General features: G+C 64.0%; 10 protein-coding genes and 1 riboswitch. Of the genes, 6 read left to right on the top strand and 4 right to left on the bottom strand.

Annotated features, from left to right (window positions below; translation table 11 throughout):
• Window positions 1-265: 265 nt before the first annotated feature.
• A riboswitch (TPP riboswitch) is annotated at window positions 266-363 on the top strand.
• A gap of 91 nt (window positions 364-454) precedes the next feature.
• The 4 genes from thiC (at window position 455) to ACCQ00_RS16855 (ending at window position 9,004) form a co-directional block, all read left to right on the top strand.
• A complete protein-coding gene (gene thiC / locus ACCQ00_RS16870) occupies window positions 455-2,332 on the top strand; it encodes a phosphomethylpyrimidine synthase ThiC (RefSeq protein WP_039572667.1) in 1,878 nt (625 codons plus the stop codon).
• Between the two features lie 421 nt (window positions 2,333-2,753).
• Complete coding sequence (locus tag ACCQ00_RS16865; RefSeq protein ID WP_039572670.1) at window positions 2,754-5,108, top strand: winged helix-turn-helix domain-containing protein; 2,355 nt, start codon at window positions 2,754-2,756, stop codon at window positions 5,106-5,108.
• A 110-nt stretch (window positions 5,109-5,218) separates the two neighbouring features.
• Window positions 5,219-6,112: a helix-turn-helix domain-containing protein gene (locus ACCQ00_RS16860; protein WP_039572674.1), complete on the top strand. Its 894-nt coding sequence runs from the start codon at window positions 5,219-5,221 to the stop codon at window positions 6,110-6,112.
• A 48-nt stretch (window positions 6,113-6,160) separates the two neighbouring features.
• Window positions 6,161-9,004, top strand: coding sequence for a TonB-dependent receptor plug domain-containing protein (locus ACCQ00_RS16855; protein WP_017160076.1), 2,844 nt, complete (start codon window positions 6,161-6,163; stop codon window positions 9,002-9,004).
• A 416-nt stretch (window positions 9,005-9,420) separates the two neighbouring features.
• On the opposite strand, the gene ACCQ00_RS16850 is transcribed toward ACCQ00_RS16855, so the two are convergent.
• Together ACCQ00_RS16850 and ppa are read right to left on the bottom strand one after the other, a co-directional pair.
• Entirely contained in the window at window positions 9,421-10,569 is a 1,149-nt protein-coding gene (locus tag ACCQ00_RS16850) for an HDOD domain-containing protein (RefSeq protein WP_017156829.1), read from the bottom strand.
• Between the two features lie 113 nt (window positions 10,570-10,682).
• On the bottom strand, window positions 10,683-11,219 hold the full coding sequence (gene ppa, locus ACCQ00_RS16845) for an inorganic diphosphatase (RefSeq protein WP_017156830.1): 537 nt from the start codon (window positions 11,217-11,219) through the stop codon (window positions 10,683-10,685).
• 197 nt (window positions 11,220-11,416) lie between these two features.
• On the opposite strand from ppa, the gene ACCQ00_RS16840 reads away from it, so the two are divergent.
• Window positions 11,417-11,899, top strand: coding sequence for a hypothetical protein (locus ACCQ00_RS16840; protein ID WP_039572679.1), 483 nt, complete (start codon window positions 11,417-11,419; stop codon window positions 11,897-11,899).
• A 299-nt stretch (window positions 11,900-12,198) separates the two neighbouring features.
• Here the strand turns inward: ACCQ00_RS16840 and ACCQ00_RS16835 are convergent, their stop codons facing one another.
• Window positions 12,199-14,226 (bottom strand): sodium-translocating pyrophosphatase, encoded by a 2,028-nt coding sequence (locus tag ACCQ00_RS16835; protein WP_039572682.1) that lies wholly within the window; start codon window positions 14,224-14,226, stop codon window positions 12,199-12,201.
• A gap of 250 nt (window positions 14,227-14,476) precedes the next feature.
• Between ACCQ00_RS16835 and ACCQ00_RS16830 the strand changes: the two genes are divergently transcribed.
• A complete protein-coding gene (locus tag ACCQ00_RS16830) occupies window positions 14,477-15,001 on the top strand; it encodes a hypothetical protein (RefSeq protein ID WP_017156833.1) in 525 nt (174 codons plus the stop codon).
• Between the two features lie 247 nt (window positions 15,002-15,248).
• Here the strand turns inward: ACCQ00_RS16830 and ACCQ00_RS16825 are convergent, their stop codons facing one another.
• On the bottom strand, window positions 15,249-16,505 hold the full coding sequence (locus tag ACCQ00_RS16825; protein ID WP_039572685.1) for a 6-phosphofructokinase: 1,257 nt from the start codon (window positions 16,503-16,505) through the stop codon (window positions 15,249-15,251).
• Window positions 16,506-16,567 lie beyond the last annotated feature (62 nt).

Genomic DNA, 16,567 nt, shown 5'->3' with positions numbered 1-16,567 from the left:
CGGCGCCTTGTTGCGTGCCCACGCGCGCAATGCATGGGCGCGCCATGTAATGCCTGCGCAACGCCGGGCGTGTGCTGCAGCGACGTGGGATGACCTGTGCGGACATATGTCGCCGCCGGACGCGACAACCTTGCCACGCGCAACAGCAGCCGTTGCGGGCGCTGCGTCAGTGCGGTATGCCCTATGGGTTTGGCTTGGCGCCATGCGCGCCGCAGGTCTCTGGCGGCGTTTGTTTAGCCGCGCAGGGGGCGATGTGGTTTAATCGCCGCCGAAGTGGGGGTACCGCAGCGTGCTGCGGTTGAGATAGTCCCTTCGAACCTGATCCGGCTGATACCGGCGTAGGGAAGCTTCGTCAGATGCGATGGTTCGTGCGTGCACGGGCGATCCGTATCGAGCGCCGCCGCTTCGTCCGCACTGCGACTCCTTCGCAGGGCCAGCACACAGGACGAATGCCATGAATGCCGCGCCCACCGTTTTGCAACAACAAGCCCAGTCGTTGTCGGAGGCTGTCACCCAACCGATTCCCGGTTCACGCAAGATCTTCGTGCAGGGCTCGCGTGCGGATCTGCAGGTGCCGATGCGCGAGATCGCCTTGACGCGCACGCCCACCCTGTTCGGTGGCGAAGAGAATCCGCCCCTCAGCGTCTACGACACGTCCGGGCCTTACACCGATCCACGGGTGGCGATCGATCTGGCAGCCGGTCTGGCACCGCTGCGCGCGCAGTGGATTGCCGAGCGTGACGACACCGTCGCCCTGGACGGACTGAGCTCCAGTTTCGGGCGTGGGCGCGAGCACGATGCGCGTCTGGATGCAGTGCGCTTCCCGGCGCGGCGTCTGCCGCGGGTAGCGCGCCCGGGCGCCAACGTCACCCAGATGCATTACGCGCGCCGCGGCATCATCACGCCGGAAATGGAATACGTGGCGATCCGCGAAAATCAGCGCCTGGAAGCGGTGACCGATGCCAGCTTGCGCAAGCAGCATCCGGGCCAGGCGTTTGGTGCCTCGATCCAGCAACGCATTACGCCGGAGTTCGTGCGCGAAGAGATCGCACGGGGTCGCGCGATCTTGCCCAACAACATCAATCACCCCGAAAGCGAGCCGATGATCATCGGTCGCAATTTCCTGACCAAGATCAATGCCAACATCGGCAACAGCGCGGTGTCTTCGGGTATTGCCGAAGAAGTCGAGAAGCTGGTGTGGTCGATCCGCTGGGGCGGGGACACGGTCATGGATCTGTCCACCGGCAAGCACATCCATGAAACGCGGGAGTGGATCATCCGCAACTCGCCGGTACCGATCGGCACGGTGCCGATCTATCAGGCATTGGAAAAGGTCGATGGGCGCGCCGAAGAACTCACCTGGGACATCTTCCGCGACACCTTGATCGAACAGGCCGAACAGGGCGTGGATTACTTCACCATCCACGCCGGCGTGCTGCTGCGCTACGTGCCGCTGACCGCAAAGCGCGTGACCGGCATTGTGTCGCGTGGCGGTTCGATCATGGCCAAGTGGTGCCTGGCGCATCATAAAGAGAACTTTCTCTATACGCACTTCGAAGACATCTGCCAGATCATGCAGGCCTACGACGTTGCGTTTTCGTTGGGCGATGGCCTACGCCCCGGCTGCATTGCCGATGCCAACGATGCGGCGCAATTCGGCGAGCTGGAAACGCTGGGTGAACTGACCAAGCTCGCCTGGAAGCACGATGTGCAGACCATGATCGAAGGCCCGGGCCATGTGCCGATGCAATTGATCAAGGACAACATGGACAAGCAGCTGCGCGAATGCGGCGAGGCGCCGTTCTATACCTTGGGCCCGCTGACCACCGACATCGCGCCGGGCTACGACCACATCACCAGTGCGATCGGTGCGGCGATGATCGGCTGGTTCGGCACCGCAATGCTCTGCTATGTCACTCCGAAAGAACACCTGGGCCTGCCCAACCGGCAGGACGTGCGCGACGGCATCATGGCCTACAAGATCGCCGCGCATGCGGCCGACCTGGCCAAGGGGCATCCGGGCGCGCAGGTGCGCGACAACGCCCTGAGCAAGGCGCGTTTCGAGTTCCGTTGGGACGACCAGTTCCATCTTGGCCTGGATCCGGAAAAGGCCAAGGAGTTCCACGATGAGACGCTGCCCAAGGACGCGCACAAGCTGGCCCACTTCTGCTCGATGTGCGGGCCGCACTTCTGTTCGATGAAGATTACCCAGGACGTGCGTGATTACGCAGCCGAGCACGGCATGAGCGAGGCGCAGGCGTTATCGACGGGCATGCAGGAAAAGTCCGCGCAATTCGTCGCGCAGGGCGCGCAGGTCTATCGCGCCACGTGAGGCGTTACATGGCAGCGTTTCACGGAACATGATGTAGCGCCTGCTTAGGAGAAGTTCAGTTTTGTACTGAACAGATTGCGGTGCGGTGCGCAAGTGCCGCGCGATGGCCCGGTTGCAAGCGATTCCAGGAAATAAGGGTTTTGGCTGATTTAGCTGAATCGCAGATAAAAAAATCGCGCCAGAAGGCGCGAAGGGTACATCGTCATTATTCGAATTCGTCGGCGAGAGAGAGAGCCTGACGCTGCCGCCTGTCATAGGAAGCAACGGGGCATAGCGTAAAATTTGCACCAAATGGATGCATGACACAGTTGGTCGTCGTCCTTTGCTGAATTTGGCGTTTCGCGAAAAGCGCGGGGCGTTCTTTGTTGTTCTTGCATGCCGACGCGTGTTTTTGCCGATGAGTGTTCCTCCCGTTATTGCAATGCCATCGGGCCGGCTACGTGTCGGCCAGTGCGTGGTCGACGTCGCCTCGCGCGAGGTGCACGCACCGGGCGCAAAGCGTCCGCTGCGGCTGGCGCCCAAATCCCTGGCGGTGTTGCTGACCCTGGCGCGGCAGCCGGGCCAGGTGGTCACGCGCGAGCAGCTGCTTGCCGAGGTCTGGCCCGATACCTTGCCGACCAACGATGTGGTGACCCAGGCGGTCACGCAGCTGCGCAAGGCGTTTGCCAGCCATAACGGGCAGCGCTCGGAGCACATCGAGACCATCGCCAAGACCGGGTATCGCTTGATGGCGGCGGTGGTGTGGGAAGCGCATGCAACTGCAGCGGCGACGCTGTCCGGCGAGGCACCTGGTTCGGACGCGCTCGGGGCGGCGCAGCCGGACGCAGGCGTGGCGGCCGTTACCGACCAGTCCGACGCTGCCACGCCCCCCCTCCACACCGCGCCTGGCCAGCCCGTATCGCCCGTCGCTGCGGAACCGGCCGCTTCGACGCCGGCCGCGTCACGACACCGGCGCTCGCTGGCGCTGGCAGTCGCCAGCGTGGCGTTGCTGGTCGTGCTGAGCCTTGCGGTATGGACCTCATGGCGCCGTGCCCCGGCGCCTTCTACCGAGCAAGCGCATGCGGTGTTGGGCAGCCCCAAGCGGCCGTATCAGGTGATTACCGCAGGCGGTGGATTCGATCTCACGCCAAGCCTGTCGCCCGATGGCGCGCGGGTGGCGTACGCCTCGTTGACCCGCGATCGTGCCGGCACCTCGATCCTGGTCAAGACCACCGATAACGCCTATCCGCGGGTACTGGAGACGCCCGCGCCCGGCGTTTCCGATCGTTTGCCGGCGTGGTCGCCGGATGGCCGGCAGATCGCGTTTTCCAGGCAGGCGCCCGATGGCGGCTGCCGGGTCATGATCGCCGCAGCCGATGGGCCTGCGGCCTCGCGCGAGGTCATGCGGTGCGACGGTGCCGACATGCTGAGTTTCAGCTGGTCGCCGGATGGGCGCGCGCTGGTGTTCGGCAGCATGACCGGCCCGCATGGCGCGGCCCGCATGCGTCGCCTGGATCTGGCAACTGGGCAGTGGCAGACGCTGGACTACCCGGCGCAGGCGGGTGATTTCGATTACGCGCCGCGGTATTCGCCCGATGGGAATTGGATCGTATTCCTGCGTAATCCGCAGCTCGGGGACCTGTGGCGAATTCCGGCCGAAGGCGGCGTTGCCGAACGGCTTACCCATGACAACGCCGATATCCGTGGATGGAGCTGGCTGCCCGACGGCAGCGGTCTGATCTTCGGGCGTCGCGTGGACAGCGAGGCGCGGCTGTATCTGCTGGATCTGCGGGACCACAGCTTGCAGGATGTGGGGGTGGACGATGCGCAAGCACCGGACGTGGCGAACGGCCATCTGGTATTCGTGCAGCGCAAACCGCAATTTGGCGTCTATCAGGTCATTGGCGACACGATGAACGGTGGCTACATTCGCCGCCGCCTGTTTCCATCCAGCGGGCGCGACGATCAGCCGATGATTGCGCCGGATGGGCGGCAGCTGATCTTTGCATCCAACCGATCCGGTGCGTACGGGCTGTGGTGGGGCGATGTCAGCAAACCCGGCTCGGTGCGCTTGATCGAAGGGCTGCGCCCGGATTCGCGCCAGGCCGCCGACTGGTCAGCCGATTCGCAGCGCGTGCTGGTCAGCGGCAGCGATGCTGCCGGGCATGCAGCGCTATTCGAAGTGAACCCCGGCAGCGGCCAGGTGGTACGACTGCCGGTGCCGCAGCCGCGCCCGCTGCAGGCGATCCATCTTCCCGACCCCGACCGGCTGCTGGTACTTGCCGCCGCCGCCGACGGGCATACCTTCGCAACGCTGTACGACCGACGCAGTCGCCCATGGCGTGCGCTGGCGACGCTGCAGGACGTCTCGCAGTTGCGGCTGGACCGCGTCAGCGGACAGGTCTTGTTGACCCGTCTCAGCGGTGGCGGTGTGTGGCAGGTCGCTCCATCGCTGGCCGCCGACACCTTGCATGCCGTCGATCCGCAGCGGCCGTCGCGTTGGCGGTATCGCAGTTGGGCGCCGGGGGCGCATGGCCAGCTGCATTACCTGTCGTCGACCGACAGTTGCGCTGCCTACGATAGCGAGCTGCGCAGCGGCCGCAGCCAGTGTCTGGATGCGGTCAAGTTCACCACCATCAACGGATTCAGCCTGAACCAGCACGACGGCACACTGTATGTGTCGCTGGCCGAAGAAGATGGCAGCGCCATCGCATACATGCCGTTGCCGCAGCATTCCGTGGCGCCTGTTGGCGTCGTTGCTAACCTGTTGTCGGTATTGAAAAAAATCGCTTCGTAAGTTTTTCGGAAAGGCTTCGTGGCAATTTCGGCACAGTTTCGTCAAAACTTCCTGACCGACGCCACATTCGGCAAAACACTACGCCCTCTTTTGTACAGGGGGCTGCCAACATGCAACAGGTCATCACCGCAGATCGTGGGCTTGCGCTCGCGCTGGACAGCGCCAGCGAGTCGACATCGACCACCTGTCTGGCGGTCTCGCGGCTCGGCAGCATCCGTACCAGCGCAGCGACATTCACCCTGTGGATACAGCTACGCGGACGCGCATGGGTGGAATCCAAGGAGGGCCGCTTTCGTCTGCGTGCCGGGGACTGGATCGCCTTCGACAAGGATTCCCATCCCATCGTGCAGGCGGACCGCAGCGCGCTGTGCGTGGGGGTCGGTCTGGATGGCGAGAGCCTGCAGTCGCTCGCTGAACTGACCGATGCCACGCTGTATCCCGGCCGCGCCCAGTTGTCGCGCGGCGATCTGCGCATCGCCTTGCGCCTGTGGCGCAATGCTGCCGCACAAAGCGGCAGTGCCTCCGCGCGGCCGTTGCTGCTGCACCTGGCCGCGATGCAGCGCGATTTCATTGCGCAGGAACAGCGTTGCCCGGGCCGCTCGCGCAGCCGGCGGCGTCAGGTGTTCGGGCGCATGCAGCGTGCACGGCTGTACCTGGAAGGCAATAGCGACCGGGTGGTGCGCATCAGCGAACTGGCGCAGCTGACCAACTTTTCCAGTTGGTACGTCTCCAAGACGTTTCAGAGTTTGTACGAAGAAAGCCCGCAGGCGCTGTCTGCGCGCTTGCGTCTGGAACGTGCCTCCGATTTGTTGCGCGATACCTCGATGATGATCGGCGAGGTTGCAGCGGCAAGCGGCTTCGACAATTGCTGCAGCTTCGCGCGCGCATTCCGTGCGCGCTTCGGTGTCTCCGCATCGCACTACCGCGACCAAACGGCAAATCCGCCAGATTCGGCAAAGCCACGTAACGTGACGCGCAAAGCGACGGCGTTCACGCAATCGTAATTTGCACAGGGGCGCTTAACGCGCCACTAACGAACCCTGGAGAGATTGATGAACCTTCGCACCTCCGCAGTGCGGCTGGGCCTGTTGCCCGCCGGTATTGCGATCGCGTTGACGCCGGCTTTTGCCGCCGCACAAGAGTCGACCACCACGCTTGATCGTATCGAGATCACCGGCTCGCGCATTCGCAGCGCCGACGTCGAAACGCAGCAGCCGATCTTGACGCTTGACCGTCAAGCGCTGGAAAAGCAGGGCCTGACGTCTGTTGCCGATGTGCTGCAGAACCTGACCTCCGCCGGCTCTCCGGCCATCTCGCGCGCTGACGCGCTGTCGTCCGGCGAAGACGTTGGCGGTTACTACGTCGACCTGCGTAACCTCGGCGCGCAGCGTACGTTGGTGCTGGTGAACGGTAAGCGTCTGGGTGCGTCGACCTCCGGTCTGCAGGATCTCAGCCAGATTCCGATGTCGGCCATCGAGCGTATTGAAGTGCTGAAGGACGGCGCCTCGTCCATCTACGGCTCCGACGCGATCGCCGGTGTGGTCAACGTCATCACGCGTAAGCGTTTCGACGGCGCTGAAGCCAGCGTGCAGTTCGGCCAGTTCGGCCAGGGCGACGGCGACACCACGCAGTACTCCTTCACTGTGGGCTCGCAGGGCGAGCGCGGTGGCGTGACGCTGTCTGCCGAATATTCCAAGCAGGATCCGGTGTTCGCCAAGAACCGTTGGTTCAGCCGCGATGGTTCGCGTGGTCCCAACTCGACCCCGAACAGCTGGAGCCCGATCAGCCAGAACGGCTCGTGGTGCAATCCGCTGCAGGTCGATTGCGATGATCCGGACACCGCGGTGTGGCAGACGCTCAATGCCGGCGGCAACCCGAACAACCCGGCCGACTATCACCCGATCACGCCGGCCGAGTACGCCAACTCGAACCAGCAGATGATGGTGCAGACCGGTATCGAGCGGAAGTCGGTCTTTGCGAACGTCAACTACGACGTTGCCGATGCCATCACCTTCAACGCCGATATTGCCTACAACGAGCGCACCACTGACGGGCAGATCGCGGGCTACCCGTATCAGTCCGGTTCGTTCGGCACTCCGCTGGAAGGCAGCAGCGCGTTCAATCCGATCGGCCAGGATGTCGACTTCCGTCGTCGTCTGTGGGAAGTGCCGCGCGCCAGCGAAAACCAGCTCAAGACCCTGCGCTTCGCGCCGACCTTGAGTGGCTACTTCGACATCGGCGGCAAGACCTGGGACTGGGATGTGGGTGCGTTGTGGAACCGCAACGAGAACACCAAGCGTAGCCGTGGCGACATGAGCCTGATCGCGTCGCGTCAGGCGCTGGGCCCGTCCTTCATCAACGGCCAGGGCGTTGCGCAGTGCGGTACCGCTGCAGACCCGATCTCGCTGTCGGCCTGCCGTCCGTGGAACCCGCTGCTGCCGTACAACGTTGCAGGTCAGGGCTCGCTTGCCGACCCGGCGCTGCAGGAATTCCTGTTCCCGACCTTCACCGACACCGGTCTGACCAAGACCACCAGCTTCACCGCAAACCTGTCCGGTTCGGTGGTCGAGCTGCCGGCTGGCGATCTGGGCGTTGCGGTGGGCTACGAACACCGTAAGGAAGAAGGTCGCTTCTCTCCGGATGCGTTTGCGCAGTCGGGCGAAAGCACCGGCCTGGGTGCCAAGACCACGCAGGGCCAGTACTCGCTGGACGAGGTCTACCTCGAATTGAATGTTCCGCTCCTGAGCGATGTCGCCTTCGCCAAGGAACTGACCTTCAACGCTGCAACGCGTTATTCGGACTACAGCAACTTCGGTAACACGCTGAACTCGAAGTTCGGCCTGACCTGGCGTCCGCTGGAAGACCTGCTGGTGCGTGCGACGTATGCGGAAGGTTTCCGTGCGCCGACCATCAGCGACCTGTACGGTGGCCTGAGCAGCAGCTTCGAGTCTTACATCGATCCTTGCGGCGTCGGCGCCCCCAACAGCGTCAACGGCAACGCGGCCTGCACCAACGCCGGCGTGCCGCTGGGCTACACCCAGCTCGGCCAGGGCTTCGTGCCTTGCACGACCTATCCGTGCCAGACGCCTGATGAATTCATCAGCGGCGCCAACCCGAACCTGAAGCCGGAAACCTCCACCAGCAAGACCGCCGGTCTGGTCTGGAGCCCGCGTTGGGTGCAGGGTCTGGACATCTCGCTGGATTGGTACCGCTACGAGATCAACGACATGATCATCGCCGATAGCGTCGACCGCATCCTGCGCGACTGCTATGTGCTCGGCAATTCGGAGCGTTGCGCCAATGTCACGCGCGCAGCCGACGGTCATATCTCGGCGATGAGCTACGGCGTGGCCAATCTCGGTCAGATGGAAACCGAAGGCTACGACCTGGGTGTGAAGTACCGCCTGCCGGAAACGGCCATCGGTTCCTTCACCTTCGACTGGCAGACCAGCTACGTCAGCAAGTACGACGAAGCCGGCCAGGACAGCGCAGGCAACGCCATCATGATTGGCCGTGTCGGCGAGCCGGGCATCTTCCGCGTGCGTTCGAACGTTGGCGTGAACTGGTCGCTGGGTGATTTCGGCGTCAACTACACCCTGCGTTACTACTCGGGCATGAAGGAAAGCTGCATCACGCTGGCCGAAGGCTATTGCGATGCGCCGGACCATATCGCCAACGGCGAGTCCGACCCGCTGCGTCACACCGGCGCCAACACCTTCCACGACCTGCAGGTCAACTGGAAGGCGCCGTGGGATGCAACGATCGCACTCGGCGCGAACAATGTGTTCGATCACCGCGGTCCGCTGCAGTACTCGGCACCGAACAGCAGCTTTGCCTACTACGGCGGCTTCGAAATCGGTCGTTTCATGTACATGAAGTACACCCAGCGCTTCTGATCCATCGACGCGTGTAGTAAATGAAAGACGGGCCGCAAGGCCCGTCTTTTTTTATTTGCGATGCGCTGTTGCGATGAGGGGGCGCGAACGCAACGCGTGATTCGGACGCAAAGCAGCCGTTGCGCGGCTCATGCGGTGTGCATTCCCGCAAAGAACGCACGCACGACGTGGACGCTGCCGAGCGATGCGGCTCGAAAGGAACTGCAGTCTTTACGCGCGTGCAGCCGCCGCAACGCTCGAGCGCATTGCCTGCCCGTGGTGCGGTGCGCATCGGGTGAGTGACGTGACACATCGCCGCAGCCCAAGGTTTGACATGCGCGGCCCTGGCGCAACGGCCCCATGCATTGGGGCGAAGAAACGGCATAAAAAAACGCGGCCTTGGCCGCGCTTCTTTCCGGATACCGCATGCGAGTAACTTACGCCTCGGCAAGCCCCAGCAACGTGTCGGCCTGTTCGCGCCAGCTCGGCAGGCGGGCGATGACGCCGACCTTGGTCAGGTACTCTTCGTCCACGCTTTCGCCGCTGGCCAATGCCGTGGCGACATGCACGGCACCGGTGACCCAGAAGCTGCGCATGCTGGAACGCAGCGGATGGCGATGGAAAGCCACCGCTTCGATGATGGGCATCGGCAAGCCCCACAGACCGAGCAGGTAGGCGCCGGCTTCGGTGTGACCCAGGCGTTCGTCGCCGCCTTCGGCCGGCGGTTCGCGCTCATCGCGCACGCCCGGCAGCAGCAGGCCGATATCGGCCAGCAATGCAGCGGTGGAACCGAGTTCTGCGCTGGTCGGCGGAAGCACCTTGGCCGCCAGGCGCGAGGAGAGCAGGGCGCGGCGCTGCATCGCATTGCGCTCGGCCGGTGTGAGCGTCTGGACCGAAAACACTTCGCTGGCCAGCACCAGGTCGCGCAGCGTCGCCACACCCAGGCGGGTCACCGCCGTGCGCAGGTCGGTGATGCTGCGGCCACCGGAAAAGAACGCCGAATTGCACAATTGCAGCACCTTCGCCGCGATCGCCGGGTCGCCGGCGATCAGCTTGGCGATATCGGCCGCATCGGCGCCGTCGTCCTCTTCCAGCGCATGCATCAGGCTCAGGTACAAATGCGGAGGCGATGGGAGCTTTTCGATCCGCCCAATCGCCGCGCGCAGGCGCGGATTGCTGAGCAGCTCGCGCAGTTCTTCCAGGCTGGTGACCGCTTCGAGCAGCACTTCGGGTGCCAGCGGCATCGGCAAGAAGCGATGCGCCACGCCGATGATGCGGGCCGGCGGCGTGCGCTGGCCGCCTTGCGCATCGATCAGCGCGATACGAATGGTGTCCGGGCGCAGCGTGCGGATTTGCCCCAGCAAGGTGGCGGCAGTCAGGTCCGGCAGCACCGGCGCAACGATGACGGCGTCGAATGGCGACAGCGCGGCAGCTTCGATCGCCGAATTGCCATCGGCCACCTGCTGTGCCTGCCACTGGTCGCCCAGGTCGGCGACGTAGGCGACAAGGTCGGACGGAAGACTGGCTTCGTCCCCAACAAACAGAATACGCAAGACACTTCCCCAGAAGTCACCGGTGACAGACACCGGCCAAACGCTTTCGGCAATGTACCCAATCTGCCGACTGCGGTCACCGGGATCACGCCAGAAGCGTGATCCCGGTCGCCCCCTACACGCAGGGCAGCATCACGATCGATGGATCAGGGTGCGTCGGAATTGTAGCGTTCCACCGCTTCGGTCAGGATACGCTTGGCCTCGGCCGCGCCGCCCCAGCCATCCAGCTTGACCCACTTGCCCTTCTCCAAGTCCTTGTAATGCTCGAAGAAGTGGCCGATGCGCTCCATCCAGTGGCTGGACACCTGGTTGATGTCTTCGATGTGCGCGTAACCGGAGAAGATCTTCTCGATCGGCACAGCCAGGATCTTTTCGTCGCTGCCGGCCTCGTCGCTCATGCGCAGCACGCCCACCGGACGGCAGCGCACCACCGAACCCGGCACCAAAGGCAAGGGCAGCACCACCAGCACGTCGGCCGGGTCGCCATCGCCGCACAGGGTGTTGGGTACGTAGCCATAGTTGCAGGGATAACGCATCGGGGTCGACAGGATGCGGTCGACGAAGATCGCCCCGCTGGCCTTGTCGACTTCGTACTTGACCGGCTCGGAATCCTTGGGGATCTCGATGACGACGTTGATTTCTTCCGGCAGGTTCTTGCCAGAGGTGACCAGTTCAAGGCCCATGCGGGTAGCTCCGAGGCGTCAGCAGTGTGTGGAGCGCGATTCTACGCGTTCGGCTGTTGCGCTGCAGCGACACTGAATGGGCAATCTCCTGACCGCTGCGTGCGGCATAGCCCGCGTTCATCGCGGGTGGCTGGCTGATCGTCGCGGCCCGGCCGGCGGCGCACGCTGCAGGCTCATCCACCGCATAGGAAGTGCCCATGTCCAGGCTTGCGCGTTTGCTTGTTTTCTTGCTGCTGTCCCTTGCCGCCCAGATCGCCGCCGCCGGCACGCCTCCACCCACCTATGTGGATGCAGTGGACTGGCCTGCCAATGGCGAGGGCTGGGAGGCGTTCATCGATCTGGAGCAGCGGCTGGACCGCGATTTCGACAATATCTGCGGCGACACCTTTTGTGGCGGCGACTTCAGCGACTACCAGCCGCTGCGCTTTCGCTGCTCGGTGCATCGCGTCACCGGCGTGGTGCGGAGCTGCATCTGGACCTTCGGCGCCAGTGAGGTCAGCGTCGACCCGCGCAGCGGTTACCTGCGGTCGGACAGCCGGGTGTGGCGCTGCACGGCACCGTTGAAGGCCGGTACCCGCCTGGATGAGATGTATCGCACGCTTGCGGTGGCCAATCCGCTGTTCAAGCCACTGCCGGGCGGCGCACCGCCGATCTATGACGGTTTGATCGGCTGCCTGTGATGGTTGGCGGGCGCGGGGCAGGGCCTGCCGGCACAGGCCAGCCCCTTCTGCCTGGGGCGCCCATCTTCGCATCGAGGACGGGCGCCGCCAGCAGGTGCCGGCGTGATGCCGATCCTGAGCTGGTAAGGGCAAATGACCCGGCCAGGCGACGTCCTTGGTGGCCCGGTTCCCATGCCCCAGCGTTGCCGCTTGCGGCAGTGACCGGTTCCGGCCTGCCGCGACTCGTCGAGTCGGTCGGCTGCTGCCCGTCGTCATGACCGCAGGCCACGCGACCTGCGTCATTGCAGCGTTACAGAGCGTTACAGCAGGGGCACGAGCAATAAAGCCACGATGTTGATGATCTTGATCAACGGGTTGATCGCCGGCCCCGCGGTGTCTTTGTACGGGTCACCGACCGTGTCGCCGGTAATCGCAGCCTTGTGCGCCTCGCTGCCCTTCCCGCCGAAGTGGCCGTCCTCGATGTATTTTTTGGCGTTGTCCCACGCGCCGCCGCCCGTGGTCATCGAAATCGCCAGGAACAAGCCAGTGACGATCGTGCCGATCAACAAGCCACCCAACGCACGCGGCCCCAATAGCAACCCGACGACGATCGGAACCACCACCGGCAGCAGCGAAGGCACGATCATTTCGCCAATCGCCGAGCGGGTCAGCATGTCGACGGCGCGGTCGTACTGCGGCTTGGCGGTGCCGGCCATGATGCCGGGAAGTTCGCGGAACTGGCGGCGCACTTCTTCCACCACGGCGCCCGCGGCGCGGCCGACCGCCTCCATCGCCATCGCGCCGAAGAGATACGGAATCAGCCCGCCAATCAGTAGCCCGATGATCACCGTGTGGTCGGATAGATCGAAGGCGTACACCTGGCCGGGATTGGCCGCCTGCAGGTTGTGCGTGTAGTCGGCAAACAGCACCAATGCAGCCAGCGCCGCCGATCCGATCGCGTAGCCCTTGGTGACTGCCTTGGTGGTGTTGCCTACCGCATCCAGCGGGTCGGTAATGCTGCGGACCTCGGGCGGGAGCTCGGCCATCTCGGCGATGCCGCCAGCGTTATCGGTAATCGGCCCATATGCATCCAGCGCGACGATCATGCCGGCCATCGACAGCATGGCCGTTGCTGCAATCGCAATGCCATACAAGCCGCCGAAATGAAACGCACCCCAGATCGCTGCGCAGACCGAGATCACCGGTAGCGCAGTAGATTTCATCGAAATACCGAGGCCTGCGATGATGTTGGTGCCGTGTCCGGTGGTGCTGGCCGATGCAACATGCTGCACCGGAGTGTACTGCGTGCCGGTGTAGTACTCGGTAATCCACACGATCAGGCCGGTGAGCACCAAGCCGATCAATGCGCAGGCGTACAACGCTGCGGCGCCGTGGGTGTTGTCGCGCATCAGCGATTGGGTGATGGGCCAGTAGGCCAATGCCGCCAGTACGCCCGATACGATCACGCCTTTGTACAGCGCACCCATGATCGAACCGCCGTCCTTGACCTTGACGAAGGCCGCGCCCACGATCGAAGCAATGATCGATACCCCGCCGAGCACCAATGGATAGAGCACGGCATGCGAGCCGGTTTCGGCCAGCGTCAGGCTGCCGAGCAGCATCGTGGCGATCACGGTGACTGCGTAGGTTTCGAACAGATCGGCGGCCATGCCGGCGCAGTCGCCCACATTGTCGCCGACATTGTCGGCAATCACCGCCGGGTTGCGTGGATCGTCCTCTGGAATACCGGCCTCGACCTTGCCGACAAGATCGGCGCCCACGTCCGCGCCCTTGGTGAAAATGCCGCCACCCAGGCGCGCGAAGATCGAGATCAACGACGACCCGAACGCCAACCCCACGAGTGCGTGCAGGTTTTGCTCCAGTGGCAGCCCCATGCCTTGCAGCACGGCAAAGTAGCCGGCCACGCCAAGCAGCCCGAGGCCGACCACCAGCATGCCGGTGATCGCGCCGCCGCGAAACGCCACGTCCATCGCCTTGCCGATGCCATGCCGCGCCGCTTCGGCAGTGCGGACATTGGCACGTACCGAGACGTTCATGCCGATATAGCCGGCTAACCCGGACAACACGGCACCCAATGCAAAGCCGATCGCGGTATACCAACTCAGGAACAGCCCGACCAACACGAACAGCACTGCCCCAGCAACCGAAATGGTGAGGTATTGCCGGTTGAGATAGGCGCGCGCCCCTTCCTGGATCGCGGCGGCGATCTCCTGCATGCGTGCATTGCCGCTCGGCTGCGCGACCACCCAGCGCGCCGACACGATTCCATAGACGATTGCCAAGACCGCACAACCCAGCGCAAGCCACAACCCGTAGTGTTCCAGCATGACCCCTCCCAAGAGAATGGATGTCGTCCGGTCGGGACGAACCAAGGGCGATGCACACACCGAGTGGATTGACGAATACGGACTCGACGGCCGCCGGGCCGTAATGCGCGTCGCGAATGTTCAGGTGGCCGGATCGCGACCGAGTATGCGCCGCGCCTCGCATGGCGACCAGCATTACGGCTTTGGCGCGTCGTTCAGTTGCGGCGTGACAGCCTGCGGCCAACGTGATTCGGTCGACCCAGGAGTGTCCATGTCCCCCCATGCCACGCAAAAATACGCCGCGATGCTCGCGACGCTGTTGCTGACGAGCCAAGCGTTTGCAGCCGATCCCACGCCCGAGCTCAAGCCGCGCGCACCCGGCACCGCGCAAGCGGTCGGCGCCGTGCACACCTTGCGTCAGATCCCGGAAGCCTGCGCACGTCTGGAAGGCGTATTTACCGGAAATGCTGCACAGCCGTATACATTGTCGGTAGTCCGCAGCAGCCCCACCTGCCAACCACGTGCACGCTTCGTGGATTTCGCCAAGGCCGCGCCCAGTGTTGCCTCGGGCTGGATCTTCAACGATGTGATCCGCGTACCGAGCGCAGCCTGCCCGTCACAGCAAGCGGTCGTGCGCGTATGGCGCAAGCCGGTGGATGCGAAACCGCAGCTCGATGGACAAGGCCAGTCGCGCATCTACTTGGAAGACGCCAAGCAGCAAGCCGCTGCCGGCAAGATTCCGCAGGTACCCATGTTCGCTGCGCAGATGACGGTGGAAGGCAAGGCGTGTCAGTAAGTCAGATGTTGCTGTGCATCCGTAACAACGAACCCCGGCCAGGCCGGGGTTCGCTTTCAGTACATGCACAGGTGGATCAGCTACTTCGACAATCGCCTGGACCACGCGCCTTCATGATCCTGTCGTAATGACCCACGCCTTCGGCGTCACCTTCAGTTAGTGCGCAGGCCACGTGTGTAAGTCGCCCGATCTGCCACCACCTCAGCGGAGCGTTGAACATCGCTGTGCATCCCACGCAGCTTCGATCTCACCCCTCCCAAGCCGGCAGCTTCTTGGCCACCGCCACGTTCTTCAACGTCACATACTTCGGCAAGCCATCGCTGGCGTAGACCAGCGGGGCTTCGCCCTTGATCAACGGGGCGAAATAGCGGCGGGCGCGTTCGGTGATGCCGAAGCCGTCCTTGCGCAGGAAGCTGGGCGGCATCTTCTTTTCGTGGTTGGCCACCTTGTGCAGGGGCGCGGGCACGATCTTCCAGCGGTATGGTGCGTCGCTGACGCGTTCGATCACCGGGATCACCGCGTTCATGCCCTTGAGTGCGTATTGCACTGCGGCCTTGCCGACCGCTTGCGCCTGTTCCCAGTCTGTCTTCGATGCGAGATGGCGCGCGGAGCGCTGCAGGTAATCGGGCAGCGTCCAGTGCACCTTGTAGCCGAGCTCCTGCTTGACCTGCGCGGCCAGGAACGCGGCCACGCCGCCGAGCTGCGCGTGGCCGAACGAGTCGGCCGCACCGCCGGCATCGGCGACGAACTTGCCGTGCGCGTCCTGGATGCCCTCGCTGGCCACCACCACGCACCAGCCGACCTTGTCCACCACCTGCTTCACCTTGGCCAGGAATGCAGCCTGATCAAAGGCGCGTTCGGGCAGCAGGATGATCTGCGGGGCGTCGTCCGGATCTTGCCCGGCCAGGCCTGCCGCTGCGGCCAGCCAACCGGCATGGCGGCCCATCGCCTCATAGATGAAGACCTTGGTGGAGGTGTCGGCCATGGCGGCGACATCCAGTGCGGCCTCGCGTACCGACACCGCGGTGTACTTGGCGGCCGAGCCGAAGCCGGGGCAGGTGTCGGTCACCGCCAGATCGTTGTCGATGGTCTTGGGCACGCCGATGCAGTGCAGCGGGTAACCATAGGCCTTTGCGAGTTGCGAGACCTTCCACGCGGTGTCGGCCGAGTCGTTGCCGCCGTTGTAGAGGAACCAGCGGACGTCGTGCGCGCGCAGCACCTCGAGCAGACGCTCGTACTTGGTGCTGTCTTCTTCCAGCGATTTGAGCTTGTAGCGGCACGAGCCGAATGCACCGCCGGGCGTCTGCGCCAGGGCGGCAATGGCGGCGGCGGACTCTTTGGAGGTGTCGATCAACTCCTCGCGCAAGGCGCCCAGGATGCCGTTGCGTGCGGCCAGCACCTTGATCTTGCGCGCGCGCGCTTCGGCGATGACGCCGGCTGCGGTGGCGTTGATGACGGCGGTGACGCCGCCGGATTGGGCATAGAGCAGGTTGCCAGTGGTCATAGGGGGACAGACTCCTCACATGGGAACATGGCGCAGGGGGACAGTGCCGGGACATTCCCCGG

Origin of the sequence: Xanthomonas sp. NCPPB 3761 (assembly GCF_041475705.2) — a bacterium.
Lineage (GTDB): Bacteria > Pseudomonadota > Gammaproteobacteria > Xanthomonadales > Xanthomonadaceae > Xanthomonas > Xanthomonas phaseoli.
Note: the sequence above shows the minus strand (reverse complement) of the source record. Positions and strands in the feature narration are given on the sequence as shown.

Coding starts and splice junctions, on each gene's coding strand:
- thiC (WP_039572667.1), top strand. CDS start 455: ATGAATGCCGCGCCCACCGTTTTGCAACAACAAGCCCAGTCGTTGTCG.
- ACCQ00_RS16865 (WP_039572670.1), top strand. CDS start 2,754: ATGCCATCGGGCCGGCTACGTGTCGGCCAGTGCGTGGTCGACGTCGCC.
- ACCQ00_RS16860 (WP_039572674.1), top strand. CDS start 5,219: ATGCAACAGGTCATCACCGCAGATCGTGGGCTTGCGCTCGCGCTGGAC.
- ACCQ00_RS16855 (WP_017160076.1), top strand. CDS start 6,161: ATGAACCTTCGCACCTCCGCAGTGCGGCTGGGCCTGTTGCCCGCCGGT.
- ppa (WP_017156830.1), bottom strand. CDS start 11,219: ATGGGCCTTGAACTGGTCACCTCTGGCAAGAACCTGCCGGAAGAAATC.
- ACCQ00_RS16840 (WP_039572679.1), top strand. CDS start 11,417: ATGTCCAGGCTTGCGCGTTTGCTTGTTTTCTTGCTGCTGTCCCTTGCC.
- ACCQ00_RS16835 (WP_039572682.1), bottom strand. CDS start 14,226: ATGCTGGAACACTACGGGTTGTGGCTTGCGCTGGGTTGTGCGGTCTTG.
- ACCQ00_RS16830 (WP_017156833.1), top strand. CDS start 14,477: ATGTCCCCCCATGCCACGCAAAAATACGCCGCGATGCTCGCGACGCTG.
- ACCQ00_RS16825 (WP_039572685.1), bottom strand. CDS start 16,505: ATGACCACTGGCAACCTGCTCTATGCCCAATCCGGCGGCGTCACCGCC.